A 24,901-nucleotide genomic window follows, 5' to 3' on the forward strand; every position below is an offset into this window, starting at 1 on the left:
CTATGGATGAACGTCGAGCTAATTCTTAAAAAATGAAAATAACTTGCAGTTTCCAATTTGTATTTTCCCGGACGATTTCAATGCGATCGATAAATTCTCGAAAGTAAAACCTGCGTTCTGATTCTGATAAATCGAGCCAAAATTGCGGCAGGGAAACAGTTTGGGCAGTTTCTCGCAAATTTACTGGGGGTAGTTGGGCTAATTTGCTTTGCAGTTCGGCAATTTCGGTGCGGATTTTGTATGCTCTAAACTCTGCCGTTTCGGTGTCTAAAATACCGCTGTCAATCAGGGCGGAAAGTTGCTCTATGATTTCTTGTTTGGATGCGATCGCCCTGACAATTCCTGCTTTAATTCCATTCATATTTGGCATTTGCAACCCAGCAACAGCATCGGGTAAATCCCGACAAATACCGGCAATGGTTAATTGCAATACTTCATCGTAGGAAAGGCCGCTACATTTAGGCTGTTTTGGACAGTTAATCGGTCGCAAATAAAGGTATTCTTTTTCTTGGCGGTAGGAGGTGACTTTGGCAACTGTCATCGGCGATTTGCATTCTGCACAAATTGCTAAACCTGCGAGGGAACGTGGGGCGCTAGCGCTGCGAGGTGAAAGGCAGCGGTTACGGCGCAGTAACCTGTCTATTTGGGCTGCTTCTTCTCTGGAAATAATCGGGACGTGGGTGTTAGAAATTACTTGACCGTTTTGATATTCCAAATCGCCTCGGTAGGCGGGATTTATCAGCCAGCGGCGGCCGGTGCTTACAGAGATTTTTTTGTTGTATTTCTTGGCTAAATACCGCACGGAACCTCGCAAGGAACCGTAAATTAAAAAGTGTTCAAAAAAGTCTTTGACGGTGGGGGCGGTGGTTTTATCGATCGTATAACAATCTTTGCCCCGCCGGTAGCCGTAGGGAGCCTTACCCGGTGGAATCCTGGATTTGATGCGGTTGCGGGCGTGTCCTTTGCGAATACTCCGGCTGTGTTGGCTGCGCTGGATTTCTGCGAGGATTTGCAGCAAGTTTTTGCGGTTTCGCGGTTCTGTTTCTGCTTGTACGATGATTTCGACGCCGAGGTTTTCGAGTTGGGCGAGGTGCGAACACACTTGCTGTACGGTGTCGCCGAGTTCTTCAAAGCGCTGAATTAATAAGTATTTGACTGGTTCTGTTTCGCAGTCTTTGAGGAGTTGCTGCAGTTGTTGCCGCCCTCCTAAGTCTTGATAGGTGCGATCGACTTCTTGACCCCAAATTTCCGGTGCGGGTGCTGCTTCCAGTAGCGGTTCGGTGTAAGAATAAGCGATGATTTTCATCTGTTACTCGCTGAGTTCGATGATGTTGCCGTCGGGATCTTGGGTAAATAATGCCGATCGACCTGACGCGCTCATTTGAAACGGGCAATTGTGAGCGATTAACTGCTGTTTGGCTGCCTCTAAGTTAGCAACAGAAAATGCTAGATGTCGGTTGCGTCCCCATTTGGCATGGTCTACGGCATCTGGGATAATTGTGGCAGCTAAAATTAGGTGGAGCTGGAAGTCTCCGATTTGATACCAGATTCCGGGAAATTTTAAGTCTCGATCGATTTTTTGCAGTCTTAGTACGGTGCTGTAAAAGTTTTGGGATTTTTCTAGGTTGGAGATGAGTAGGGCGCTGTGGACGGAGTTAGTAATTTGCATTTTTTTGAGTATTTATTTTTTTATTGTAACCGCTGATGGAGGCAGATGAGCGCTGATGAACGCCGATTTTTTGATGTTGGTTGAGTTTTTGATATGATAACATTGTGAGTCGCTCTTAATATATCCATTATCAAGTCTTGTAACAAACAACTGCCCGCTGGGAGTGTTTTTAACAATGGTTTCTCAAAAAAGTGCGATCGTCTCCAGATCGGGCAAATTCCGTCTCTGCAATGTCTTGGTAGTTCCCTTTGTTCTCCAAATTTTGGCGGCTGTTGGCTGCGTTGGCTATCTCTCTTACAGAAACGGAGAGCAGATAGTTAACGATATTGTTAGTCAGTTGCGGCAGGAAGTGAGTGCGAGAGTTTACGAACGTGTTCAAACCTATCTGGAAGCTCCGCCATTGGTGAATCAGATCAATCAGGATGCTGTACCTTTGGGGGTGTTGAACTTTGACGATTTGGAACAAGCACGACCCTATTTTTGGAAACAAGTTCTGCAATTTAATTCGATCGGTCACGCGGGAATTGCCAACGAAAAAGGTCAGTACCTGCGTGTGGGTTGGGTAAATCGGCTGGTTGGACTTGAACAACCTCAGCTTGCCCAGCAACTGGTTTCCGGGGGTGGCGACTTGATATATTACAACCTTGACGCTGATGGAAACCCCACAAAAATTGACAAAACTACGCCCAATTATGACGTTCGCACGCGCCCTTTTTACAGAGTTGTTGTTGAGAAGAAACAGGCAGCTTGGAGTGAAGTTTATATTAATTTTGGCTACGGTACGCTGCAAATTAATGCGAGTCTACCCTATTATGATCCCGAAGGGAAACTAATTGGTGTGCTGACTTGCCAGATGGGACTAGATCAAATTCGTCACTTCTTGCAAACCTTAAGGGTGGGTAATTCCGGTCAAGTATTTATCATTGAGCCCCAGGGTGAATTAATAGCCACCTCGCTTAAAGAACAGCCTCTTTCAGTGGGAAAAGGCAAAGATACAAAGCGGCTCAAAGCACAGGAAAGCAGCAACCCATTGATGCGTCAAAGTGTGGTTTATCTGCTCGATCAATTCAAGCGTTTGGAAGACATCCATCAAACTGTTCAACTTGACTTTAAGCTAAACGGTGAGCGGCAATTTATCCAAGTTTCTCCGCTAACTGACAAGTACGGTCTCAATTGGCTGATTGTAGTAGTAGTTCCTGAAGCCGACTTTATGGCGCAAATTTATGCTAACACTCGCCAGACATTTTTGCTGTGTATTGTGGCTCTAATTGTCTCTGTTGGAGTGGGTATTTTCACCGCTAGCTGGATTACTCGCCCCCTGAATCAAATTGCTCAAGCTTCAGAATATCTAGCAGGTGGTGTTCTTAACCAGAACGTTACTTCCAGTCTGATTTGGGAAATTGAAACCTTAAGAAATTCGTTTAACAGCATGGCGAGACAACAGCAAGAATCCTTTGAAACGCTAGAAGATAAAGTCAAAGAACGTACCTCTGAACTCGCCACAGCCACTAAACAAATTGCCACTCTCAACCAGCGCCTGAAAGCGGAAAATCTCCGCATGAGCTCCGAGCTCGATATGCTCAAACAAATGCAGCAGTTGATTCTGCCAAAACCTGCTGAACTCGCAGCGATTGAAGATTTAGATATTGCCGGATTTATGGAGCCAGCCTCGGAAGTAGGCGGTGATTACTACGACGTACTTTGTACTAACGGGGTTGTCACGATTTGCATTGGTGATGTCACCGGACACGGATTAGAAAGTGGCATTTTGATGGTGATGACTCAAGCTGCTGTCCGCACTCTTCAGGAAATGCAAGAATCCGATCCGGTGCGTTTTTTAGATACCCTCAACCGCACTATTTATAAAAATGTCCAGCGCATGAACTCCGACAAAAATATGACACTGGCTTTGCTAAACTATGCGGAGCGAACCATTAGTATCAGCGGTCAACATGAGGAAATTCTTGTGATCAGGAAAGGTGGTCAAATCCAGCGGATAGACACCATAAATTTAGGATTTCCGCTCGCCTTAGATGAGGAGATTTCCGAGTGGATTAGCCATGTTTTAGTAGACTTAGAGCCGGGGGATGGGGTGGTGCTTTATACTGACGGCATCCCCGAAGCTAGAAACATACACAAAAAATTCTACGGTATCGAAAGACTCTGTGAAGTGGTTTCTCAAAACTGGCATTTGAGCGCCGAACAAATCAAGGAAGCCACCATCGCTGATTTGCGAAAATTTATTGGAGAACAAAAGGTATTTGATGACATTACTTTGCTAGTATTGAAGCAACAGGGAAATATTGTGCATAATTTATGATTGACGGTCGTCAACCCGGTTTATACCAGGGGTCTTGGATTTAGTGGTCAAGCATCGAAGCAGAAACAGGATTTCGAGTTCCGCGCCTGTAAGTTATAATAATTTACAGCGAGGAAGTCAAACAACTTTGCGCTTCCAGATTCGGAAGTATAAATTATGAAACCACAAATAAATTTAGCACCATCTAAATCTCCCGAAGAACTCCATAAACAGCTACAGGAGTTGAGGGAAAAACTTGAGGAAGTAGAGGATGAAAAAAACAGCTATGAAACTTTAGTAGAAATTATCACGGAACACTCGACGGATCTGGAAAACCAGATCCGTCATAAAAACCGAGAGATGCAGACTTACATCGAGCAGGTAAAAAAAGTTATAGATGCAGCTATTGCTGTAAAAAACAATAGCTTTCAACCCCAGATATTGTCAGATGTGGCAGCGCGCAGTGATGCACTGGGAGAACTGGCACAGGTATTTGCCCATATGGTGCAAACGGTGAAAGCGCGGGAACAAGAATTAGAGAAACTTTTGCAGGCTTACGGACGTTTTGTTCCCGATGAATTTCTCCAATTTCTCGGCAAGCAAAGCATGGTTGATTTCCAGCTTGGAGATCACGTGAGCAAAGAGATGGCAATTATGTTTTCCGATATGCGTTCCTTCACCACGATGGCGGAGCAAATGACTCCTCAAGAAAACTTTGACTTCATCAATAACTATTTACAGCAAATTAGTCCCGAAATTCGTAAGCACAACGGTTTTATTGTCAAGTATATAGGAGATGGGGTTATGGCAGTCTTTCCTGATGGCGTGGATGATGCTATTCAGGCAGGAATTGTGAAATTGGAGCAGTTGCAGAAATACAATCAAAGCCGTAAAATAAACGGGGATCTACCGCTGAAGATTGGCATTGGTATCCATGTGGGTGATACGATGGTTGGGATTATTGGTGACGCCAATCGGATGCAAGCAGATGCGCTCTCAGATCATGTCAATCTCACCGCTCGTCTGGAAGGTTTGACTAAGTATTATGGCGTATCTTTATTAATTTCTGGAGATGTGGTACAACGTTTGAGTCAACCCGAAAAGTATCATATCCGTTTTTTAGATCGGGCTATTGTCAAAGGTAGACAAGAAGCCATTACAGTTTGTGAGGTGTTAGATGTTGAAGTAGAGCCAGTGCGATCGCTCAAAATTCAAACTTTGCCTATATTTGAGGAGGGACTCCAAGAATATTGTCAGGGAAACTTTGCTAAGGCTATAGCTTGTTTTGAACAGATAGTAGCACTAAATCCAGATGACAAGCCAAGTCAACTTTACCTAAAACGCATCCAATTGCTATTAGAAAATAGTCTTCCTGCTAACTGGAATGGCGTGTGGAAATTCACTCAAAAGTGACATTAATACATCAATTGGAGATAAAAACATCATGACATCTGGAAGCTTAAAAACAATGACACAAATCTTTGGAGAATTCATTGAAGATTTTCCTCCTGAACACGACTCCCTAGAACTTACATTTACTCCCAGTTCTCGCCCCATCAAACAGCGCTGGCGCAACAATCGGCTTTCCGCTCATTTTGTAGCCGATTATTTGTCTAGCTTTCTACCGGTGGATGAGGAGGATGCTAGCAGTGAGAAACGGATAAAAGAAAGCAAAGGAGCTGTTAGCTATGTCGCCAACGAACTGTTAGAAAATGCGATAAAATTTAATAAGGATGATATCAATTACAAGGTCAGATTTGGTATACATTTTATTGGTGAAACCGAGGTGACGGCGGTAATTTTTGCCAGTAATAGTGTCAATCCAGAAGGGGCGAAGAAGTTGAAGGAGTTTATTGAAGAAATTCTCGATTCCGATCCAAATGAACTTTATTTGCAGCAGCTTGAAAAGAATGCGGAATCTGAAAGCGATACCTCGGGATTGGGATTGCTGACGATGATTAATGACTATTCAGCTAAGATAGGTTGGAAATTCGATCGCAGGCCAGATAGTGATACCATCATTGTTACGACTGTCGTTCAAATTAGGGTCTAGTTTCTAGCATTTCAATATTTACTCTCTTGTGCGATCGCAATATATTAGTCAGGAAACCAAATCACAATGGGCATTCAAGAAATTAAAGGTGAAGATTACAGCATCCAGTACGATCCAGAATCAGTCACAGTCACTTTCCAAGGCGAACTCAGCCTGAGTGGCCCTCCAGAATATGCCCCAATAGCCGAATTGTTAGATGAGGTCGCCAATGGCGAACCGCCTACTATTACCTTGAACCTAAAACAATTGGAATTTGTTAACAGTTCTGGTATCAGTATGCTGTCTAAATTTGTCATTAGCGTCCGGAAAAAGAAAACGATTCAACTTTTGGTATTGGGTTCAAATGATATTCCTTGGCAACAGAAATCTCTCAGAAATTTAGAAAAGCTGTTGCCAACTTTGAAGCTAGAATTAGCGTAGGATATGTGTAAATTTTAACTACAGTTAACATAGGCGGGACGCCCGTGCCACACACAGTTAACACAGGCAGGACGCCCGTGCCACAGTTAACATACATAAATGTGGATGATTAGTAAATTGCTTAAGTTTGCTGGATCGGCAGTTCAATGATAAACTCGGTTCCCTTGCCGGGTTCCGACTCGCACCGAAGCGATCCTCGGTGATTGTCTACTAAGATTTTGTAGACAATAGACAATCCTAAACCGGTACCTTTACCGATTTCCTTGGTGGTGAAAAACTGCTCGAACATTCGCTCTTTTATCTGTGGTGTCATTCCGGGTCCCGTGTCCGCAATCCGCACTCTCACGCGATCGGGGCCAGCTAATTCTGTGGTTATCGAAATTTTGAGCGCAGCATAGGGCTGATTTTGTGATGTCTCGTCCAAAGCATCGATGGCATTGGTAATTAGATTCATAAATACTTGATTTAGCTGTCCTGAATAACACTCTACATGAGGCAATTTTCCATAATTTTTAATTACTTGAATGTCGCGACGGTCTATTTGAGAATTGAGACGGTTTCGCAAAATTAACACGGTGCTATCAATGCTGTCGTGCAAGTCGCACATGGTCATGTTACTGTTATCGGTTCGCGAAAAATTGCCCATAGATTTGACAATTTCGCGAATGCGATTGGAACCCATTTGCATGGAAGAGATAACTTTAGGCAAGTCTTCAACTAGAAAACCAAGATCTATCTCTTCGATTTTAGCTGTGATTTCTGGACAGGGATTGGGATAGCATTCTTGATAGAGACACAGCAGGTGCAACAAATCTTGAGTATAAATTGCGGCATGGCTCAAGTTCCCGTAAATAAAACTAACTGGGTTATTAATTTCGTGGACGATACTAGCCATTAACGCCCCCAGCGAAGACATTTTTTCGCTGTGGAGGAGTTGAGCTTGAGTTTGTTTTAGTTCGCGAAGTGCGCGATCGAGCTGGGCGGCTTGAGCTTCCGCTTTCGAGGTAGCAGCACAACTTTCTTGATAAAGTTCTACCTGTTTAAGGTCGATTTCAAATTGTTCTATTTCGCTTTCTTGCTGGTATTGACTCACCACGGCATCGAAAGCTTCTAGCAAGTCGCCGCCCGCTGCTTCGACAATGTACAGCAGGTGGGGATTTTCCAGCATGAGTTCGGCATCGGGAACTTGCACCAATGCTTTTATTCGATCGATATATGCGCGCACTTGCTTGTCTAAATACAGTGGCGGCTCAAAATACATTGCCTTGAGGGCGCCTGAAGGGGGACTCACTAAGTTGACGCTGCTACCAATATTAATTAAGTCGCGGTGCGATTTTTCCATAAGCTCGATCGCTTCTAACAAATTCACCCGCAGTTGGGCTCTTTCTACCCCATTCTGAGAGCAAACTAACCTCATGCAAAAAAAAGCCGTTCGTTGGGAAAGCATTCGCTGGCGGCCGCTGATGTTAATTACCGCAGCACTAATTTTTCTGGCTGTCGTAATTTCTTCCAGATTAAAATAGTTCCTCATTGCCGCCATTGGTAATATCCCCGACTCAACTAAATGTCTGTAGCTCGTGCTGACACAAGATTTAAGAGCCATAAAAATAATTGTACAAGACACTAATCAATATATTCTGTATTTCCTAATAAAGTAGTATACTAAAACACAATTATTGGGAATTGGTGGCTTATCACACTTTTCATGATTAGGCTTCTTGCACAGTTTTTCTTAATTATTCAAAAATTCACAAGTCAACTTCGCCATAATTTGAGCTTGAGTTTGCGGCAAGCCGTGATCAGCATTGGGAATAATTGCTAACTCTGCCCCCGGTATCTCGTTAGCGTAGGTTTCACAGTGCCATAGAGGAATTGTTTCGTCACTATCTGCTGCGATGACTAAGGTAGGAATTTGCAATTGGTGAATTTCTTTTTCTACTGTATCAACTGCATCTTCTGGCCGCATCCGACTCATTAAAAATGACCTTGCTACTGGTTGAGACATTAACTCCCTGCGCCACCCAGAAATTTGCTGCAATTGCTCACTTTTTCCCGCTAAACTAGCAAAAGGTTTTGCCAACTGCAAGGCCCAATCAACGGCTGGGGTTTCCCACAACAGCGGCCGCAAAGCATCGTATTGACCGCAAAAACTGTCCTCCCGAATTCCGGCTGGTGCTGCTAACACTAAACTGCTCACAGAATTAGGATATTTGAGGGAATATGCAGATGCTACTCAACCGCCAAAAGAATGTCCGATGATGCAGCATGGTTCGATATTTAGTTGTTCTACAACTTGCCACACAAAAGCAACTTCTACAGCTACGTCGTAGCGGATTTCTGGTTTGCTGGATTCTCCAAAACCCAACATATCTAAACTGATGCACCGAAACCGAGATTGCAATAACTCAATTAATGGCAGCCAGCAAGTCTTTTCTCCTAAGAAACCGTGCAGCATCAATAAGGGTCTGCCGCACCCGATGTCGAGGTAGGCGGCTGTTTGGGTGGTGCTATTGACAAATGTACTTAATATGTGCTTTTGTCCTGCAAGTGCTTGAGACTGCATGGGACTCGACTCCTGATAGGTAAGAAATATTTGTAAACAATTGTAACAAAAAAGCAGTCCAAAGGTTAAACTTCATTACGGAGTACACAGTTAGAAATAGACCATGATATTGTCTATGATTATTAGAAAATACTACAAACTCAAAGCAGGAGAACACTTTGAACTCTACTTTAAAACAGTACCCGGCTTGCTCTCTTCGCGAAGATGTCAGTGAGTACGTAGCACACCTACAGCTTCACATGACTTTACAAGCTCGCAACTTGCTCCCTACCATTACCACCGCTAAGGATAGTCGCGAACAACTGTTGCAGCAAACTCAGGCTCATTTTGAGAAACGAGTTTCTCGACAAGCTATTTAAACAAATTTTACGATCGCCCGCGGTCGATCGAACTTTCGCACATTTCAGCATCCCAGAAACCCGGTAGCCTCAACAATACCGGGTTTCTTTTCGGCTAATTATGCAGGGGGCCCGGTTTTGGGTAATATGCGTTCGGTGTGTTTTAAATTTAATGTCTATGCGAATTTCGATTATTGCATTTTTGACTTTGGCGGCGCTGGGTGGCGGCCAATTGGCAGCGCGGGCGATCGATCCGAGTGCCGCAGCGACTGAGGCGGAGTTTAGAGAGGGAACCGCACAGGCACAGAGGGCGCAGAGGGAGGATGAGGTCATTGGTGATAACTTAACGTTAAACCGACCGTCTCTCTTGTTTGTAGCCAAGTCTAGATCCCCCCTAACCCCCCTTAATAAGGGGGGGACAAGAAATATGCTCAAAGTCCCCCTTATTAAGGGGGATTTAGGGGTATCTAGACTAGATGACAAGCGACATTTGTTCTCGGTTCCAGTCTTAAATAGTCACCAATCGGATGAGGTGAACCCAACTGTGCAGGATTTGCCGGCATCCGATGAGCTCGCAGCTTCTCCAGAAGTACGCGCGGCGCAGCTATCTCCTAGTGAATCGCCCTCATATCGTTTCCGGTTGCATCACAATAATAAAATTGAGTCAACAGTTAACACTCAACCATTGAGTTTTTCCACCCGGAGTCAACAGTCAACAGCCAACAGTCAACAGTCAACAGTCATTCCGGTGCAACCGGAATTGATATCACTCAAGTCCAGCCACAATAAAGATTTTACATCGTTAAAAACTCCGGCGACGATCGCGGCAAACCCCGAAATCCCCGAAGCAGCAAACAGCAACGCCCGACAGCTAGGCGGTGCTCTACAAATCAGTCAAGCGGTCAATGCTGAAGGCGTTTACGTTGCAGAGGTGAAAATTCGCTTTGTCAATTCCCGAGGCGAAGCTGTTGATAAAAAAGGGAATCCGGTTGAGGGCAGAATTTCGGAAGACTTTATCCGAGGCGAGCTCAAACTCAAGGCGGGGGATAACTACAGGCGGGAAGTTGTACGATCGGACTTGCAGCAGTTGCAGCAATTGGGATTGTTTGACAAGGTTACGGTTTCGATCGAAGAAGTTGGCACGGATGTTAATGTAATCTACAACGTTCAAGAGCGATCGGCTCGCTCTTTTAGCGTAAGTGCCAGTCTTAGTGATGATGTTGGCGTTGCTGTTCCTCTTTCCTATACCGATCGAACTTTCGGCCGGACCCCGCAGCGGCTGGCGGTGGAACTTGAACCCAGCCTCCGAGGTATCCAGTACGATGTCCAGTTTGTCAGCCCTTACGTTGCCGCCGAAGACCGTTTGGGATACAGTGTGAGAGCTTTTGGCGATCGCAGAATATCGGAAATTTTCAACAAAGATATTGATTTGCCCAACGGGAACCGAGTTCGGGAAATTCGGATGGGGGGAAATCTCAGGTTTACCAGACCTTTGGGCGATTGGCAATCGACTTTGGGACTGAACTATACAAACATCAGTACGCGCGATCGCAACTTAAATATCGCCCGCCGCGACGAACTCGGCAATCCTCTCACATTCAGCGGCAGTGGCGTTGACGAGTTATACACTGTTTCTTTTGGCGCAATGCGCGATCGGCGGGACAATCCCTTCAACCCCACCAGTGGCTCGATTCTCAGCCTCAGCACCGAGCAGTCGATACCTCTGGGACGAGGTAACATTGTGAGCAACAGGCTGTTAGCAAATTATATACACTATGTACCACTAACTTTCCTGGGGCTCAGCGAGTCCGAAGCTTTGCCCGAAATGCTGGCTTTTAACTTGCAAGCGGGTACGGTAATCGGGGATTTGCCACCAACGGAAGCTTTTCGCCTCGGCGGCCGCAATTCCGTGCGGGGTTACGATAGCGGGGATATTGGCAGTGGCCGGAGTTATTTTTTGGCTTCCGGCGAATATCGGTTCCCTGTGGGTCAGGATGTGGGCGGCGTAATATTTGTTGATTTTGCGTCGGATTTAGGAACAGGAGATAGCGTACTCGGAAAACCGGCGGTAGTCAGGGACAAACCGGGGACTGGGGCAGGTGTTGGGGTGGGTGTGAGGGTGCGATCGTCCTTTGGATTAATTCGCTTAGATATGGCTGTTAGCGACTCCGGCGACCTCAAATTTATACTCGGTACAAAGCAACGTTTTTAACAGTAGTACAACAGATCGGTTAAACCACAATCTTAAACAGATTTTGCGCGACTCAATTGCCGCCAAAGCCGTTGGCAGGGTATCATCAAACCTACCGGCCTCGGCTGGCGGGGTGTCGGTAATTGCTGCTAAGGATTGGGCGAGTTGTCGATCGAATAATTGAGTTGGATTTCTTTGCTCAACCCAACCTCCAAAGTGGTACTAATCGAAATTGAGTAAAATACAGCACCTCGGTAAGGACACAACAATGTTGTATCCCTACTGTGTGGTAGACAATTGACAATTGCTATATTTATTTAGGCTCGTAAATGCTTAACGCTTTGGTTTCTTTACATCAACAGTTTTCGGCTTAGCCGCCGGAGTGCGCGGATAAAACTTAAACTTATTGAGCGCAGCACTTGCCGATTTAGCCACACCGCTATCTATATCTCGCAAAGCTTTTTGTAGCAGCGGAATCACTTTTTCAGACTTAATCATTGCTAGTGCTTCCACAGCAGCTTGGCGCACCTCCGGCTGAATATCTTGAGCTAATTTTCCCAAGGTTTCTATTGCCCGCTGACCTTCTGCTCTCAGAGCATTAGCAGCAGCCATTTTACCTAAAGCAGACGCTGCAAACTTGCGGGTTTCTTTGTCCTGACTTTGAACACATCCCATCAACTGCGGTAGGGAATAGCTTGTTGCTTGTCTGGTAATTGGAAGCTGTGGTTCTACTGCTGGTTGATGTAAATCAATTTGTTGTGGTTCCGAAAAATCTGTGTAATTTAACTCTTCTTGAACTTCTGTTTGATTTAACTCACTTGACTGTTCCTGCCAAACTTCTTCTTGTGGTAAATATTCTCCAAATTCTGTGGGATTTAACTGACTGAACTGCTCCTCCGGGACTTCTTGTTGTACATTACTCTCGTACTGATCTTGCAAAGACCTGATAGTAGCTTGCATCTGAGCTTCGTGCTCTCTCAACTGCTCGTGAGCCGCTTGCAACTGACTCTCGTATTGCTCTTGCAAAGCCTCCATATTTAACTGCATCTCAACCTCGCGGTTCTCATATTCCTCGGCAATTTGCCTCAAGCGAATTTCGTGTTCATTTTGCAGGTTTTGCAAATGTTGCTCCATCTGAGCTTGATAATTTATATGCAATTCGTCAGCAACTCTGAGTAAATGATGTTCGTGTTCAGCTTGCAAAGATTGGATATTTTGCTGCATCCTAGCATTGTTAGCGACTTCTAATTCCTCGCTGATTTGTCGCCGCAGCTCGTACTCGTCTACGCTGGCAACTGGTTGGACCTGACTGTCGCGTTCGGCCAAAACTTGTTGGAGCTGATTTTCATATTGAGCCGCAACTTGTTTGAGCTGGTTTTCGTATTGGGTAGTAACTTGTCTGAGTAAATTTTCGTGTTCGATAGTAGCTTTTCTAAGCTGATTTTCGCGTTCTTGTTGCTGAGATTCGACAGCTTGTCGCACCCGAGACATCTGAGCTAATTCTATTTCTTCACTAATTCTGCTAGTTTGCTGCAAGTATTCTTGTTTTTGCTTGTTTAAGCGCTTTTCCACTAACCAGTAAGCAACTGCTACCCCTGCCAAAAAACCTAAGATCGCTCCTATGATACCCACAACTGAGATCCTCCCGACAAAATAGTGATGCTGGACTTTTTACATTTAACCATACAGCCTCCTGTAACCGCCCAGTAGCAACAGCCAGCCTGTCACTGCCAGCCAGTGAACCGCCACCGCAGGCCAGATAGAACCGCTTTGCAGGTATGCGATGGAGCACGCAACTCCCAAAATTGCTGCCAGTAGCAAAAACACTGGATTCATAAAGGTCGATCGACCAACCGGGTAAAAAGTCAGCGCGTTCAGCGGGTGGTAAACTACAAAAACCGCCAAACTCGCGCATCCCCAAAACCACAGCATTAAGCCAGAAGCATTCTCGAACGGATGTGGCAGCATTAACACCCGGAACAATAATTCCTCGGTGATGCCCGGACTTAACAAACAGCCAATGAGCACTCCCACAATTGTACGCCGAGAGGTTTGCACGTCTACTTTTAGAAATCCCGACCAAAAACCCACGGAAAGAGCGATCAAAGTGTAAACCAGCGCGAGCATAGCTGCAACCAGCCAATCACTGAAATCAGGAATAGTTGAAAAAGCCAGGGTGACGCGGCGTATCAGGAATCCCGGCAGCGCCATCGCACTAAAATTTAACATAATCAAACTGATCCTTAAAATTTTCAAACAGATGTTAGCAGTAAGTTGAGCCGTTTATTATGCAAAACCAATCATTGCCGCCCGTCAGAGTCCGCGTTTTTGTTTCCGGATTAGTTCAAGGAGTAGGATACCGATATTCAACGAGGAATCAAGCAAAGTATTTCGGCCTGGGCGGCTGGGTAAGAAACCTCCCCGATGGGCGCGTCGAGGCTGTCTTTGAAGGCTCCAAACAAGCTGTGGAAGGAATGATTAGTTGGTGCCGCCGCGGCCCCACCGGTGCTACGGTTAGTGAGTTGGTTTTGGAATACGAAGACCCGGAGGGCGAGCGCACTTTTGAGATCCGCCGATAAAACAATAAAGGAAATAAACTGCGGTTGAAACCGCTACTATACAAACGAAGTCTGCCTAGTCTACGGCAGGCTTCGCCCAAGCAGACTAAAGAATAAATCCGATAAAAAACGCGAATTTGGTATTGCCAATTTATCAATGATGAGCAAGTTGACTTAAATTAGCAAACAACTGAGCAACTTTGGTCAAATCTTTATCTCCCGGCGCTATTTCTACGCCGCTAGAAAGATCAACACCGCTGAAGTTATTGCCGATCGCGCTATCAATTGCATTTAAAATATTATCGGGTGTTAAACCGCCCGCCAGCAACCAAGGACACTGCGGTCTAAACTCTGATAACATCCTCCAGTCGATCTTTTTACCAGTACCGCCCAATTGCTCTGGATGGTAAGCATCCAGTAGTAAAGTATCGACACGAACAGCATAAACAGCAGCGGTGGCTAAAGTTTCAGGAGTCTTAACTCTCAGGGCTTTGATAATTTCAATTCCCGGCAAAAACTCCCGCAGTCGATCGCAATATTCCCCTGTTTCATCTCCATGCAACTGCACCCCGCTTAAATTTGACTCTGCCGCTACTTGACATATATTTTCTATTGTGGTGTTGGCAAAAACGCCGATGCGATCGACATTTTCCGGCAACTGCTCGACAATCAGGCGAATTGTTTCTGGGCTGACATAGCGGGGGGAAGCCGGCACGCAGATAAACCCTAAAGCCTGGGCTCCCAAACGGGCGATCGCAATTCCTTGGTCTAATTTAGTGATTCCGCAAATTTTAACCCGCACTCTTGCTCCTCGGTTCCGCAGTTGTATCAAAATATCAACGAATTGTTAACTATTAAAACAAATCTTAGTTTAATGCAAACCGCTTTTTATAATCTTGGAAATCAATTTATCTGTGAAATCAGGAGATAAGAACATGATCAACTCATCTTTGCTGTTAGCCGTACAATCTACCGCTCCCTCAACACCCGAGTGGTCGCCAATGGTAGGACTGACAATGATTTTATGTAATTTGCTGGCGATCACGATCGGCTACTACGGCATCTCCAAGCAAAACCGAGGCAAGGGCCCAGCTTTACCCGTTGCACTCCCTGGAATGTTCAAAGGCTTCGGCGTACCAGAATTGCTGGCAACAGCCAGCTTCGGCCACTTGCTCGGAGCCGGAGTAATCTTGGGCTTGGGTAACGCCGGAGTTCTGTAAAAATCAGGGGAAAGGCAAAGGCAAGGGGTAGAAAAGATATAATAGAAACTCTTTCTTGCTCTCCTTTCCCAGGAAACTTCATGCAGACAGGTTGGCGAATCGGCTCTTTATTTGGCATCCCCCTAGTTATAGATTATTCGTGGTTTATAATTTTAGCTTTAGCAACCCGCGAATACGCCAGCAGTTACCGCCTGTGGGGGCCTGCGCTCTCCTGGAGTGCGGGGTTAGCAATAGCTCTGCTACTGTTTGCTTCCGTGCTCTTGCACGAACTCGGACACAGCTTGGCCGCGATATCGCAAGGCATTAAAGTTAATTCTATTACCTTATTCTTATTTGGCGGAGTAGCTTCGATCGACTCGGAATCAAAAACTCCCGGTCAAGCTTTTCAAGTAGCTATTGCCGGCCCTCTCGTCAGCTTTGCGCTGTTTTTAATCCTCGGTTTGGGTTCTCAAGTTCTGCCCCCGAAAAGTTTGCTAGCAATTGTCACCGAAAGGGTAGCACTAATCAATCTCGTTTTGGGATTATTTAACTTAATTCCCGGTCTGCCTTTGGATGGAGGACAAGTTTTAAAAGCAGCAATTTGGAAAATCACCGGCTCTCGATTTGCCGGCGTTCGCTGGGCAGCAAAAACAGGACAAGTTTTAGGTTGGCTGGCTGTTGCTTTGGGTCTGAGTTTATGCTTTTTAGCGCGCGAGTACGGCGGCTTGTGGATTGCGCTGATCGGCTGGTTTGGCATTCGCAATGCCACTGCTTATAGCCAAGTTACTTCGCTGCAAGAAGCCCTGCTCAAAATTAAAGCCAGCGATACGATGAGTCGCGAGTTTCGAGTTGTAGATGCAGATTTGACTCTGCGAGAATTTGCCGATCGCTATTTGTTAGAAGTCAATCCGTTTCCATTTTACATTGCTGCGACTAACGGCCGGGATTTGGGCTTAGTGTCGATCGACGATATCCGCTTCACAGAACGCAGTCAATGGCAAATTCAGACTTTGCACAACATTTTGAAACCCCTGGGAAAAACCCCTACAGTATCGGAAAAAGCATCCCTCGCAGAAGTAATTAACAGCATGGAAGCCCGTCAACTCCCCCGAATCATCGTCCTCTCGCCGATTGGTTCAGTAGCGGGGACGATTGATCGGGGCGACGTGGTTAAAGTTTTGGCAAAATACCTCAAACCGCAGATTTCAATGGCCGACATCAAGCGCAGCAAAGAAGAAAACAGCTATCCGCAGGGATTGCAGTTAAGTGCGATCGCCAAAACCGCACAGGAAAATTAAAAAGGCGGCATAGGTAAGGGGCATTTACGAGCGCGCCAATGTTAGATTGTTGTAACCAACAATTATTAATATGCCCAAATTCTTTCATCAATTTTATCGTCAGTTGAAGGAGAGAGGGTGGAGTTGGAAAAACTTAACTTATTCCTTCCCCTTCGCTGACTTGCAACCTATTGCTATTATCTGGATTGTCGTGACCGGAACTCTATTGGGTGTGCGGCATTTAGGCGGGTTGCAGCCACTAGAATTAAATGCTTACGACCTCATGGTGCAGTTGCGGCCAGATCCGGGCCCTGACCCCAGGTTGCTGATAGTGACCATCACTGAGAACGATATTAATACTATTGAAAAATGGCCGATTTCTGATCGCACTTTAGCAAAAGCTATCGCAGAAATAGCGCGTCTTGAACCCACAGCTATTGGCATAGATATGCTTCGCACTACTCCCTACGAACCGGGGAATGCAGAATTAGTCACTCAATGGAAAAACCCCAAAGTAATCCCCATTACCTTCATCGGCAGCTCTGAGTCCGAGCGAGTGCCACCACCTCCCAATATACCAGACAAGCGAGTAGGATTTAACGATGTAGTAGTCGATCCAGACCGTATAGTGCGTCGAAATTTGATGTTGAGGGGCGATGGCAAAAAAACTGTGTATTCATTTTCGATGCGACTAGCTTTTGCCTATTTTAACAGCAAAAAAATAGCTCGTAAAAAAACACAAAAAAACGAAGTTCAGGTAGATAAAACAGTATTTTCAAAGTTGAGATCGGACTCAGGAGGTTATCAGAACATAGATGCAGAAGGGTATCAAGTCGTACTCAATTACCGCTCTGCTGAAAATATAGCAAATACCGTGACACTAACTCAAGTTTTGGAGGGAAAAGTTGAGCCTAAATTGGTGAAGGGTAAAATAGTGCTAGTAGGCGTTACAGCCCTAAGTGTCAAAGATTTCTTTTTTACTCCTTACAGCGCTACTGCAAGCGGAAACCAGCCGATGCCTGGGGTATTAATTCACGCAACGGCTACTAGCCAAATTCTGAGCGCAGCTTTAGATGGCAAAGGGCTATTTTGGTATTGGGATGAATGGCAAGAAATCCTCTGGATCGCTGTTTGGAGTGCAGTGGGCGGCTGTTTAGCTTGGCGGCTAGAAAAATCGCTGAATTTGATCGCGATCGCGATCGCAGCTTGCGCCTCATTAGCGGGATTCACCTTTTTCCTATTCATTCAACAGGGGTGGATACCTCTAATCGCTCCAGCCCTGGGACTTTTAATCACCGCAGGAGTCGCAGTCACCTATAAATACGAGCAGTCGAGGCAACAGCAAGGGATTGTAATGAAGTTATTAGGACAACAAACATCACCTGCGATCGCAAATGCCCTCTGGAAAGAGCGCGTCCATCTGCTCGAATCAGGGTTATTACCAGGGCAAAAAGTTACTGCTACCATCATCCTCACAGACTTGCAGGGTTTTAGTACAATCTCCGAAAAACTACCACCAGAAGTAGTAATGAGTTGGTTAAATGAGTATTTATCAGCAATGGCACAAGAAGTCCAAGCACATCAAGGCGTGATAAATAAATTTACCGGAGATGGAATGCTGGCAGTATTTGGCGTACCCATTCCCCGCACCACTCCAGAAGAAATTGCAGAAGATGCTCGCCTCGCCGTATCTTGCGCTCTAGCTATAAGTTCGCGCTTGCCACAAATGAATCAAAATTGGCTCGCTCGCGGTTTGCCGTCCGCAAAAATGCGAGTAGGCATCTTTACAGGGCCTGTTATGGTGGGTAGTCTGGGAGGCACAACCCGTTTAGAATATGGAGTGATCGGCGATAGCGTTAATATTGCCTCTCGCCTGGAAAGCTGCGAAAAGCATCGGCAAGAGGACACTTGCCGGATATTGATTGCAGAAGAAACCTTTCTGCATCTGGCTGACAAATTTGAGGTAGAATCTTGGGGAGCTTTACCTTTAAAAGGGAGGGAAGAAAAAGTTAATGTCTACCGGATTTTGGGAATAAAACAGAAATAAAAAGGCACAATCTCTCCCTAAAAAACCATGAAGCTCATGAAAAAAATTACTAAGTTTATCCTGAGTCTGACATCAGTTGGATCAATAGTATTGATCGCCACACTTAACGCTTCCCTATTTCCAGTTGTGGGACAGGATCTAGATATAGAGATAGACGGCGGACCACAACGCACTGTACCGGGAGGGCCGCGCTTCATTCAGCCTACTGAAGATATAGATGAGCGGCCCCCCACTCAACCGAGACGGCCTGTGCGCGGTGGCTGCGCGAGCATTAGTCAGCTAGGTCTCACAGCCTTAATGCCTAAAAATAAGATCGGACGGACTGTTTCCGAGTATCCAACTTTCTTTTTCTACTTGCCTCAAACAGAGGCAGAATTAGCCGAATTTATCCTACAAGATCAAAGCGGCAACCAGATTTATAAACAGGATGTTACAATTAGCAATTTATCAGGGGTGATCGGCGTTAATATCCCCGCTAACCAAAATGTGCCACCCTTGGAAGTAGGCAAAAGTTACCGTTGGAATTTGACAGTGATTTGCGACTCTCAAGACCGATCGAGCGATCAGATCGAAAGCGGTACTGTACGGCGAGTTGAAATCAGTGCAGATATCCGCCGTCAATTAGATCGCGCAGATCCGCGCCAGAAAACCGTTATTTATGCTGAAAATGGGATTTGGTTAGATGCCCTCAGCACCCTAGCTGCCGCTCGCCGCGCTAATCCTAATGATGCAGAATTAACTGGTGATTGGGAAAGCTTGCTGGATTCAGTGACATTGAACCAAATTGCCAAAGAGCCGATCGTTCAAACTCAGCCACAGCCATAACAAAATACCCAGAGCCCCAACTTCTTGAAGAAGTCGGGGCTCTAATATATTAATTTTCTTACAGTTTCAATCAAATCATTCCCATCTTCAGATAGAGGTAAATTCACAGGAATTAATTCATTTCCAAAAAGTTGAAAAAAAACCTCCAAATCCGGCTGTAAACGCATAGAACCCTAACTAAAAGAATGTTTTAAAAAATGAAAAAACTCACTAATTTTTTCATAAATTTGACATCAGTTGGCTCAATATTATCGATCGCCACACTTAACGCTTTCCAATTAACCGTTGTGGGACAGCCGACTCCAAACTTAGATGGTCAGCCAATCACTCAACCGGGAAGGGTGCGCTTCGTTGGGCCTACTGAAGATAATTTGTCGTCACCAAACTATCGACGACGAGGGCAGACCAAGGCAAGACCTAAATGCGACGATAACAGAAAGCTAAAAGCCTTAGTACCAGAAAGTCAAATCGGACGGACTGTTTCGGAATATCCTGTATTCTTTTTCTACTTGCCTAAAACAGACGCGCTCCTAGCTGAGTTTGCCCTGGAAGATGAAAAGGGGAATTTTATATATCAAACTACCCTAAAAATTAACAATACATCAGGAGTCATGAGCGTTAGTATTCCCGCCAATAAGAATGTGCCGCCCTTGGAAGCAGGCAAAAGTTACCGTGGGTTTATTGCATTGATTTGCGACCATGAGGACAGATCCGGAGATTCGGTAGCAACAGGTATTGTGCGTCGAGTTGAACTGAGTGCAGATATCCTCCGTAAATTAGATGCGGCAGATCCGCGCCAGAAAACCGTTATTTATGCTGAAAATGGGATTTGGCAAGATGCTCTTAGCACTTTAGCTGCTGCTCGTCGCGCTAATCCTAACGATGCAGAATTAGCTGCTGATTGGGAAAGCTTGCTGGATTCAGTGACATTGGGCAAAATTGCCCAAGAGCCGATCGTTGAAATGGAGCAGCAGCCATAGATGAGTTTTCCGATTTTAGATTGGCGATTTTAGCGAGATACCCGACTTTTTCAAGAAGTTAGGTATCTAGTATCTAATATGTTTTCCTTCTTCCATCTTCCTTGAATATCTGCTATATCCTGCCATTCCCGCTCCGAAAGTGGCTGCACTTTCAAATCAATTTCAAAACAGCGACCAGCCGCCGCACTCAAAACATCAATTACAGTTGCAATCAAATCATCTCCCCCTTCAGATAGAGGTAATTGCACAGGAATTAATTCCTCCCCAAACACTTGATAAAATAATTTAACGTCCGGCTGCAAACGCATCGAACCATGCTGCAAAATAGCATCACCCCGTCGCAATTGCGCGCTACCAATTAACTTGCAGCCATCAAGTGTAACTAAATCCGCACCCGTCGCAGTACCAAAACAATTCGGATTGTGAATATAACCCCTTCCAGCTTCCCCGTATTGCAAATCCAAACCCATCGCCTTCCAACCCTCAATCAAAAACTCGCAAATAGTCTGATAAGCTTTCATACGGCTGCTTCCAAATCCCGACACCACAACTGCATAAGTTAAATCTCCTTGGTGAAGTACGGCGCGCCCGCCGCTGGGCCTCCTCACCAACTCCACAGGCATTCCCTGCCAAGACAACTGCTGCCAAAACTCCGGCCACCTGCGCTGGTGGTAGCCCAAGGAAATCGCCGTCGGTTGCCAAGTGTAAAATCGCAGAGTTGGCGGATGTTTGCCCGCTAGATGCTGTTCCAGTAGCCATTGGTCGATCGCCATCTGCACGCTACCAGACGCCGACAACAGTGGAATTAAACGCCATACAGAATTAGCCATCCGTTCCCAGTCCTGAGTTTGCACTCAATAATTCACAGAATGTTTTAAAATTAGTAACAGTTTTTTGGGCCTGTCTTCTAAGTTGGTGCAAGTTTCACGCCCGCCGGTGCTTTAGAAATAAATAGAAAAAATAATCGCAGAACCATGAGCAACAGTGTAATTGTCATTAACGACGAAAAATTTGAAACAGAAGTCCTGAAAGCTGAGCAACCAGTGCTTGCCTATTTTTGGGCTACTTGGTGCGGGCCTTGCAAACTGATCGCGCCTTCGGTAGACTGGGTGGCTGCCAACTACAGCGATCGGCTGAAAGTGGTTAAAATGGAAATTGACCCCAATCCTAATACTGTAAAGCAGTATAAAGTAGAAGGAGTCCCAGCTCTCAGGCTGTTTAAAAATGCCGAAGTAGTGCTTTCTCACGAGGGAGCTATTACTAAACAAACTTTGATCGGTTTGCTCGACGCTCACTTATAAAGTTTGGAAATGATTCGGGAGTTTCCAACTCCCAACTCACAACTATAGCAATCGAAAATATTGTTTTAACATCTCTCTTTTCTCCTCGATATTCCTCTCTGACTGGGCGCTCTCTGGGTTTAGTAAAAAAAAATAATTCACAAACCCAATAAAAATGCCATATAAAAAATAATTTAGCTAATATAAAAATATTCCTTAAAAATCCCCAAAAATACAGAAAATATGCAATTTGCTAAACGTTTAGATCCACTGCAATTTAATGTATTTGCCGATATGGATCGGGCAAAAGCTCAAGCTAGAGCAGCGGGGCAGAATGTGATTGACTTGTCTCTGGGTTCTTCGGATCTGCCGGCGGCTGCTCACATTACAGATGCGATCGCACATTCTCTGTCCGACACCAGCACTCACGGCTATTTGCTATTTAACGGCACAAGAGATTTTCGGGAAGCAGCAGCTATTTGGTACGAGCAAAAATTTGGAATTGCAGTCAATCCAGAAACAGAAGTGCTGCCGTTAATTGGTTCCCAAGAAGGCACGGCGCATATGCCTTTAGCTGTACTCAACCCGGGAGATTTTGCTTTGTTGCTCGATCCGGGCTATCCTTCCCACGCAGGCGGTGTGCATTTGGCTGGTGGTCAAATTTATCCGATGCCGATATTAGCAGAAAATGCGTTTTTGCCGATATTTGAAGATATTCCGGCAGCAGTGCTGGCTCAGTCGAAGATGATGGTTTTGAGCTATCCTCACAATCCTACAACTGCGATCGCCCCGGTTGCTTTTTTTGAGAAAGCTGTGGATTTTTGTCGGGAACATCAACTTGTTTTAGTTCACGATTTCCCTTATGTGGATTTGGTGTTTGACGATCGCAATTCTCTCATAGAGGCAGAGCCTGGTAACGAGGAAGAATATCGAAAATTGATGGCGCCGTCAATATTTCAGGCGGATCGAGATAAGAGTGTGGCGATCGAGTTTTTTACACTATCCAAATCCTACAGTATGGGAGGTTTTCGAGTCGGATATGCGATCGGCAATTCCGAACTAATTGCAGCCCTGCGACAGGTAAAAGCCGCAGTGGACTTCAACCAATACCGAGGGATTTTGAATGGAGCGATCTCCGCATTAACAGGCCCTCAAGATACCGTCAGAACCAGCGTAGAAACCTTCAGAAAACGGCGGGATGCCTTTGTAAACGCGCTACAGGGCATCGGCTGGCAAGTACCCGTACCCCCTGCCACCATGTACGTCTGGGCCAAACTGCCGGAACCTTGGGCCCACGATTCCGTGAAATTTTGTACTCAGCTAGTACAGAGTACAGGAGTCGCAGCTTCCCCCGGTGCCGGTTTCGGGAAATCAGGAGAAGGCTACGTGCGATTTGCCTTAGTCGAGTCGCCAGCAATTTTGGAAACAGCAGTTAGAAAAATTGCTGAGTTTCTAAATTGAGCGATGTGATATTTGTCAACTTAACCCGAAACACCCTTGTGAGACTTACGCCCACGAAACTTGAGCTTTGAGGCAGGGGTTAAAACCCCTGCCGGACTGGGGTTTTGACGTTTTTGGGCACAGGACGAACCGCCAGGCGTCTAAGTGCTTACCCCTAGCTCAAGAGGGATGCAATTGCTAAAATAGTGTGATTTCTACCTAAAGGAATAGATATTTGCACGCAGTATCTGTCAGAATTTCTTTTAAGAAATGTTAACGTGAGACATCTTCGGAATTACCAGTTCCGCTCACCCACTCTAAAAATCCTTGCAGTGAATTCTGTGGGGGTAGCGATTGTTCCGTAGCGGCGAGCGCACACCCGAAAAACACCACACTGCCCAAAATGGCAATCAGCGGAAAAGGCTTACTCAGTCCAAAGTCCCGCTGAAGGCGAGCTAACGGTCTGCTCTCGCGCCTGAGCATTTTTCCTACCGTCAGTTGTTTGAGACTAAAAGGATCGCGCACAAAATGACCGCTCCAGCTAATTACCATATGAGAATGACAGTGGGGACAAGTGAATAGTCCACTGACCATCCCAACTGGGCCGACGACGCTGGAACGGTTGCAGATCGGGCAAGTGACAGAATGAGTGTTATAGGTGGGAGCGTTCATAACTGTTTTTCTTGAGTAAAAAAAAACTAACAAGTAATTGGGAGCCTGTGTTAACGCTTAAGGTATAGACCTTGAGAGGCACTTTTCCTTAATTCCTAGTTTACCGCTCTGATCGGGTCGATCGGATCTCACTGCTTGGGAAAACCTTCAACTTGCCAATCCCGCAACGAGTGCAAGTCTGGAGCACAGGTGAGATTATATTGCAAGGGAGTTACGGTTATTCTGTTGTCGCGAATAGCTTGTACGTCTGTAGGAATATCATGCGGCACCGCCGAATCAGCGATTTCTTCTACATCTTCTAACAATTCCCCAGCCAGCCAATAATAAGTTTTGCCGCGCGGATCTGTGCGCTTTTGAAATATGTCGAAATAGCGGCGAATGCCTTGACGGGCGATCGCAACTCCGGTAATTTCTGCTTGTGTGACTGCTGGTATGTTGACATTCAACAGCATCGGTTTGGCCATTGGCTGTTTTTCCAACTGTGCCAGCAAAGTGACAGCGAAATCCACCGCCGGCCCAAATTCCTGCGAAGTAAAGCTGGCGAGGCTAAAAGCAATGCTGGGAATGCCTTCCATAATTCCTTCCATTGCTGCCGAAACCGTACCCGAACAGATGATATCCGTGCCTAAATTGGGCCCGTGGTTGATACCGGAAAGAACAAAATCCGGCGGTTTGTCAAGTAAAGCCCACAAAGCAAGTTTCACGCAGTCGGCGGGAGTACCCGAACAGGCCCAAGCTTGAACTGCGGGCTCAAAAATAGATTCGACAATTTCAGCGCGGATGGGTTGGTGCAGGGTAAGGCCGTGGCCGGTAGCGGAGCGCTCTCTGTCGGGACAAACTACGCTCACGTCGTGGCCAGCGTCGGCGAGAGCGTTGGCGAGGCTGCGGATGCCTTGTGCAAAGATGCCGTCGTCGTTGCTAATTAAAAGTTTCATTGAAATTTTTATAGGCCTTATAACAATACTAAACTAGATTCAACTACGGCGATCGCTCTAATATCCAATTACCTATTACAAATTATCCGTAACTGCCGAAAAGCTAAAATCTAAAATCTAAAATCTAAAATCAACAAGCTGTAGAGCCAAAATTG

Annotated in this window: 25 protein-coding genes; 14 read left to right on the forward strand and 11 right to left on the reverse strand. The window is 45.6% G+C overall.

From position 1 onward, the window contains the following. Nucleotides 1-25: 25 nt before the first annotated feature. Both QUA57_RS15410 and QUA57_RS15415 read right to left on the reverse strand, forming a co-directional pair. On the reverse strand, nucleotides 26-1,306 hold the full coding sequence (locus QUA57_RS15410; RefSeq protein WP_333059398.1) for a recombinase family protein: 1,281 nt from the start codon (nucleotides 1,304-1,306) through the stop codon (nucleotides 26-28). A 3-nt stretch (nucleotides 1,307-1,309) separates the two neighbouring features. Beyond that, nucleotides 1,310-1,669 carry a VOC family protein gene (locus QUA57_RS15415; protein WP_333059399.1) on the reverse strand — a complete coding sequence of 120 codons (360 nt, stop codon included), beginning with the start codon at nucleotides 1,667-1,669 and terminating at the stop codon, nucleotides 1,310-1,312. A 175-nt stretch (nucleotides 1,670-1,844) separates the two neighbouring features. Between QUA57_RS15415 and QUA57_RS15420 the strand changes: the two genes are divergently transcribed. From QUA57_RS15420 to QUA57_RS15435, 4 genes are all read left to right on the forward strand, one after another. Beyond that, nucleotides 1,845-3,989, forward strand: coding sequence for a SpoIIE family protein phosphatase (locus QUA57_RS15420; protein ID WP_333059400.1), 2,145 nt, complete (start codon nucleotides 1,845-1,847; stop codon nucleotides 3,987-3,989). Between the two features lie 156 nt (nucleotides 3,990-4,145). Further along, complete coding sequence (locus QUA57_RS15425; RefSeq protein ID WP_333059401.1) at nucleotides 4,146-5,381, forward strand: adenylate/guanylate cyclase domain-containing protein; 1,236 nt, start codon at nucleotides 4,146-4,148, stop codon at nucleotides 5,379-5,381. A gap of 31 nt (nucleotides 5,382-5,412) precedes the next feature. After that, complete coding sequence (locus QUA57_RS15430; protein WP_333059402.1) at nucleotides 5,413-6,021, forward strand: DUF6272 family protein; 609 nt, start codon at nucleotides 5,413-5,415, stop codon at nucleotides 6,019-6,021. Between the two features lie 66 nt (nucleotides 6,022-6,087). Further along, a complete protein-coding gene (locus QUA57_RS15435; protein ID WP_333040608.1) occupies nucleotides 6,088-6,441 on the forward strand; it encodes a slr1659 superfamily regulator in 354 nt (117 codons plus the stop codon). 121 nt (nucleotides 6,442-6,562) lie between these two features. Here QUA57_RS15435 and QUA57_RS15440 read toward each other — a convergent pair whose 3' ends face one another. The 3 genes from QUA57_RS15440 to QUA57_RS15450 form a co-directional block, all read right to left on the reverse strand. Further along, the gene (locus QUA57_RS15440; protein WP_333059403.1) at nucleotides 6,563-8,044 is read right to left on the reverse strand and encodes an ATP-binding protein; all 1,482 of its coding nucleotides are present in this window, start codon (nucleotides 8,042-8,044) and stop codon (nucleotides 6,563-6,565) included. A 129-nt stretch (nucleotides 8,045-8,173) separates the two neighbouring features. Continuing rightward, nucleotides 8,174-8,638, reverse strand: a complete 465-nt coding sequence (locus QUA57_RS15445; RefSeq protein WP_333059404.1) for an alpha/beta hydrolase — start codon at nucleotides 8,636-8,638, stop codon at nucleotides 8,174-8,176. A gap of 36 nt (nucleotides 8,639-8,674) precedes the next feature. Continuing rightward, the gene (locus tag QUA57_RS15450; RefSeq protein WP_333059405.1) at nucleotides 8,675-9,004 is read right to left on the reverse strand and encodes an alpha/beta fold hydrolase; all 330 of its coding nucleotides are present in this window, start codon (nucleotides 9,002-9,004) and stop codon (nucleotides 8,675-8,677) included. Between the two features lie 158 nt (nucleotides 9,005-9,162). Here QUA57_RS15450 and QUA57_RS15455 point away from each other — a divergent pair, with 158 nt between their 5' ends. Both QUA57_RS15455 and QUA57_RS15460 read left to right on the forward strand, forming a co-directional pair. Next, nucleotides 9,163-9,363, forward strand: coding sequence for a hypothetical protein (locus QUA57_RS15455; RefSeq protein WP_006634481.1), 201 nt, complete (start codon nucleotides 9,163-9,165; stop codon nucleotides 9,361-9,363). Between the two features lie 100 nt (nucleotides 9,364-9,463). Further along, nucleotides 9,464-11,554: a BamA/TamA family outer membrane protein gene (locus QUA57_RS15460; protein WP_445304482.1), complete on the forward strand. Its 2,091-nt coding sequence runs from the start codon at nucleotides 9,464-9,466 to the stop codon at nucleotides 11,552-11,554. A gap of 312 nt (nucleotides 11,555-11,866) precedes the next feature. Here QUA57_RS15460 and QUA57_RS15465 read toward each other — a convergent pair whose 3' ends face one another. Both QUA57_RS15465 and QUA57_RS15470 read right to left on the reverse strand, forming a co-directional pair. Further along, nucleotides 11,867-13,165, reverse strand: a complete 1,299-nt coding sequence (locus QUA57_RS15465) for a HEAT repeat domain-containing protein (RefSeq protein ID WP_333059407.1) — start codon at nucleotides 13,163-13,165, stop codon at nucleotides 11,867-11,869. A gap of 45 nt (nucleotides 13,166-13,210) precedes the next feature. Further along, nucleotides 13,211-13,762 carry a CPBP family glutamic-type intramembrane protease gene (locus tag QUA57_RS15470; protein ID WP_333059408.1) on the reverse strand — a complete coding sequence of 184 codons (552 nt, stop codon included), beginning with the start codon at nucleotides 13,760-13,762 and terminating at the stop codon, nucleotides 13,211-13,213. 59 nt (nucleotides 13,763-13,821) lie between these two features. On the opposite strand from QUA57_RS15470, the gene QUA57_RS15475 reads away from it, so the two are divergent. Continuing rightward, on the forward strand, nucleotides 13,822-14,112 hold the full coding sequence (locus tag QUA57_RS15475; protein WP_333059409.1) for an acylphosphatase: 291 nt from the start codon (nucleotides 13,822-13,824) through the stop codon (nucleotides 14,110-14,112). A gap of 133 nt (nucleotides 14,113-14,245) precedes the next feature. Here the strand turns inward: QUA57_RS15475 and QUA57_RS15480 are convergent, their stop codons facing one another. Continuing rightward, complete coding sequence (locus tag QUA57_RS15480) at nucleotides 14,246-14,893, reverse strand: phosphoribosylanthranilate isomerase (RefSeq protein WP_333059410.1); 648 nt, start codon at nucleotides 14,891-14,893, stop codon at nucleotides 14,246-14,248. 133 nt (nucleotides 14,894-15,026) lie between these two features. Between QUA57_RS15480 and psaK the strand changes: the two genes are divergently transcribed. The 5 genes from psaK (at nucleotide 15,027) to QUA57_RS15505 (ending at nucleotide 20,419) form a co-directional block, all read left to right on the forward strand. Beyond that, entirely contained in the window at nucleotides 15,027-15,311 is a 285-nt protein-coding gene (gene psaK / locus QUA57_RS15485) for a photosystem I reaction center subunit PsaK (RefSeq protein WP_333047772.1), read from the forward strand. Nucleotides 15,312-15,391: 80 nt separating this feature from the next. Further along, complete coding sequence (locus QUA57_RS15490) at nucleotides 15,392-16,588, forward strand: site-2 protease family protein (protein WP_333059411.1); 1,197 nt, start codon at nucleotides 15,392-15,394, stop codon at nucleotides 16,586-16,588. Nucleotides 16,589-16,658: 70 nt separating this feature from the next. Next, entirely contained in the window at nucleotides 16,659-18,614 is a 1,956-nt protein-coding gene (locus tag QUA57_RS15495) for an adenylate/guanylate cyclase domain-containing protein (protein ID WP_333059412.1), read from the forward strand. 27 nt (nucleotides 18,615-18,641) lie between these two features. Then, entirely contained in the window at nucleotides 18,642-19,439 is a 798-nt protein-coding gene (locus QUA57_RS15500) for a DUF928 domain-containing protein (protein WP_333059413.1), read from the forward strand. 197 nt (nucleotides 19,440-19,636) lie between these two features. After that, a complete protein-coding gene (locus QUA57_RS15505) occupies nucleotides 19,637-20,419 on the forward strand; it encodes a DUF928 domain-containing protein (RefSeq protein ID WP_333059414.1) in 783 nt (260 codons plus the stop codon). A gap of 50 nt (nucleotides 20,420-20,469) precedes the next feature. Here the strand turns inward: QUA57_RS15505 and QUA57_RS15510 are convergent, their stop codons facing one another. After that, complete coding sequence (locus QUA57_RS15510) at nucleotides 20,470-21,249, reverse strand: biotin/lipoate A/B protein ligase family protein (RefSeq protein WP_333059415.1); 780 nt, start codon at nucleotides 21,247-21,249, stop codon at nucleotides 20,470-20,472. Between the two features lie 144 nt (nucleotides 21,250-21,393). On the opposite strand from QUA57_RS15510, the gene QUA57_RS15515 reads away from it, so the two are divergent. Together QUA57_RS15515 and QUA57_RS15520 are read left to right on the forward strand one after the other, a co-directional pair. Beyond that, complete coding sequence (locus QUA57_RS15515) at nucleotides 21,394-21,720, forward strand: thioredoxin domain-containing protein (RefSeq protein ID WP_190663385.1); 327 nt, start codon at nucleotides 21,394-21,396, stop codon at nucleotides 21,718-21,720. A 222-nt stretch (nucleotides 21,721-21,942) separates the two neighbouring features. Further along, nucleotides 21,943-23,160 (forward strand): LL-diaminopimelate aminotransferase, encoded by a 1,218-nt coding sequence (locus tag QUA57_RS15520; RefSeq protein WP_333059416.1) that lies wholly within the window; start codon nucleotides 21,943-21,945, stop codon nucleotides 23,158-23,160. 252 nt (nucleotides 23,161-23,412) lie between these two features. Here QUA57_RS15520 and QUA57_RS15525 read toward each other — a convergent pair whose 3' ends face one another. Together QUA57_RS15525 and surE are read right to left on the reverse strand one after the other, a co-directional pair. Then, a complete protein-coding gene (locus QUA57_RS15525; RefSeq protein WP_333040641.1) occupies nucleotides 23,413-23,811 on the reverse strand; it encodes a hypothetical protein in 399 nt (132 codons plus the stop codon). Nucleotides 23,812-23,939: 128 nt separating this feature from the next. Then, entirely contained in the window at nucleotides 23,940-24,746 is an 807-nt protein-coding gene (gene surE / locus QUA57_RS15530; protein ID WP_333040643.1) for a 5'/3'-nucleotidase SurE, read from the reverse strand. Nucleotides 24,747-24,901: the final 155 nt, after the last annotated feature.

Source organism: Microcoleus sp. Pol7_B2 (genome assembly GCF_036701035.1).
Lineage (GTDB): Bacteria > Cyanobacteriota > Cyanobacteriia > Cyanobacteriales > Microcoleaceae > Microcoleus.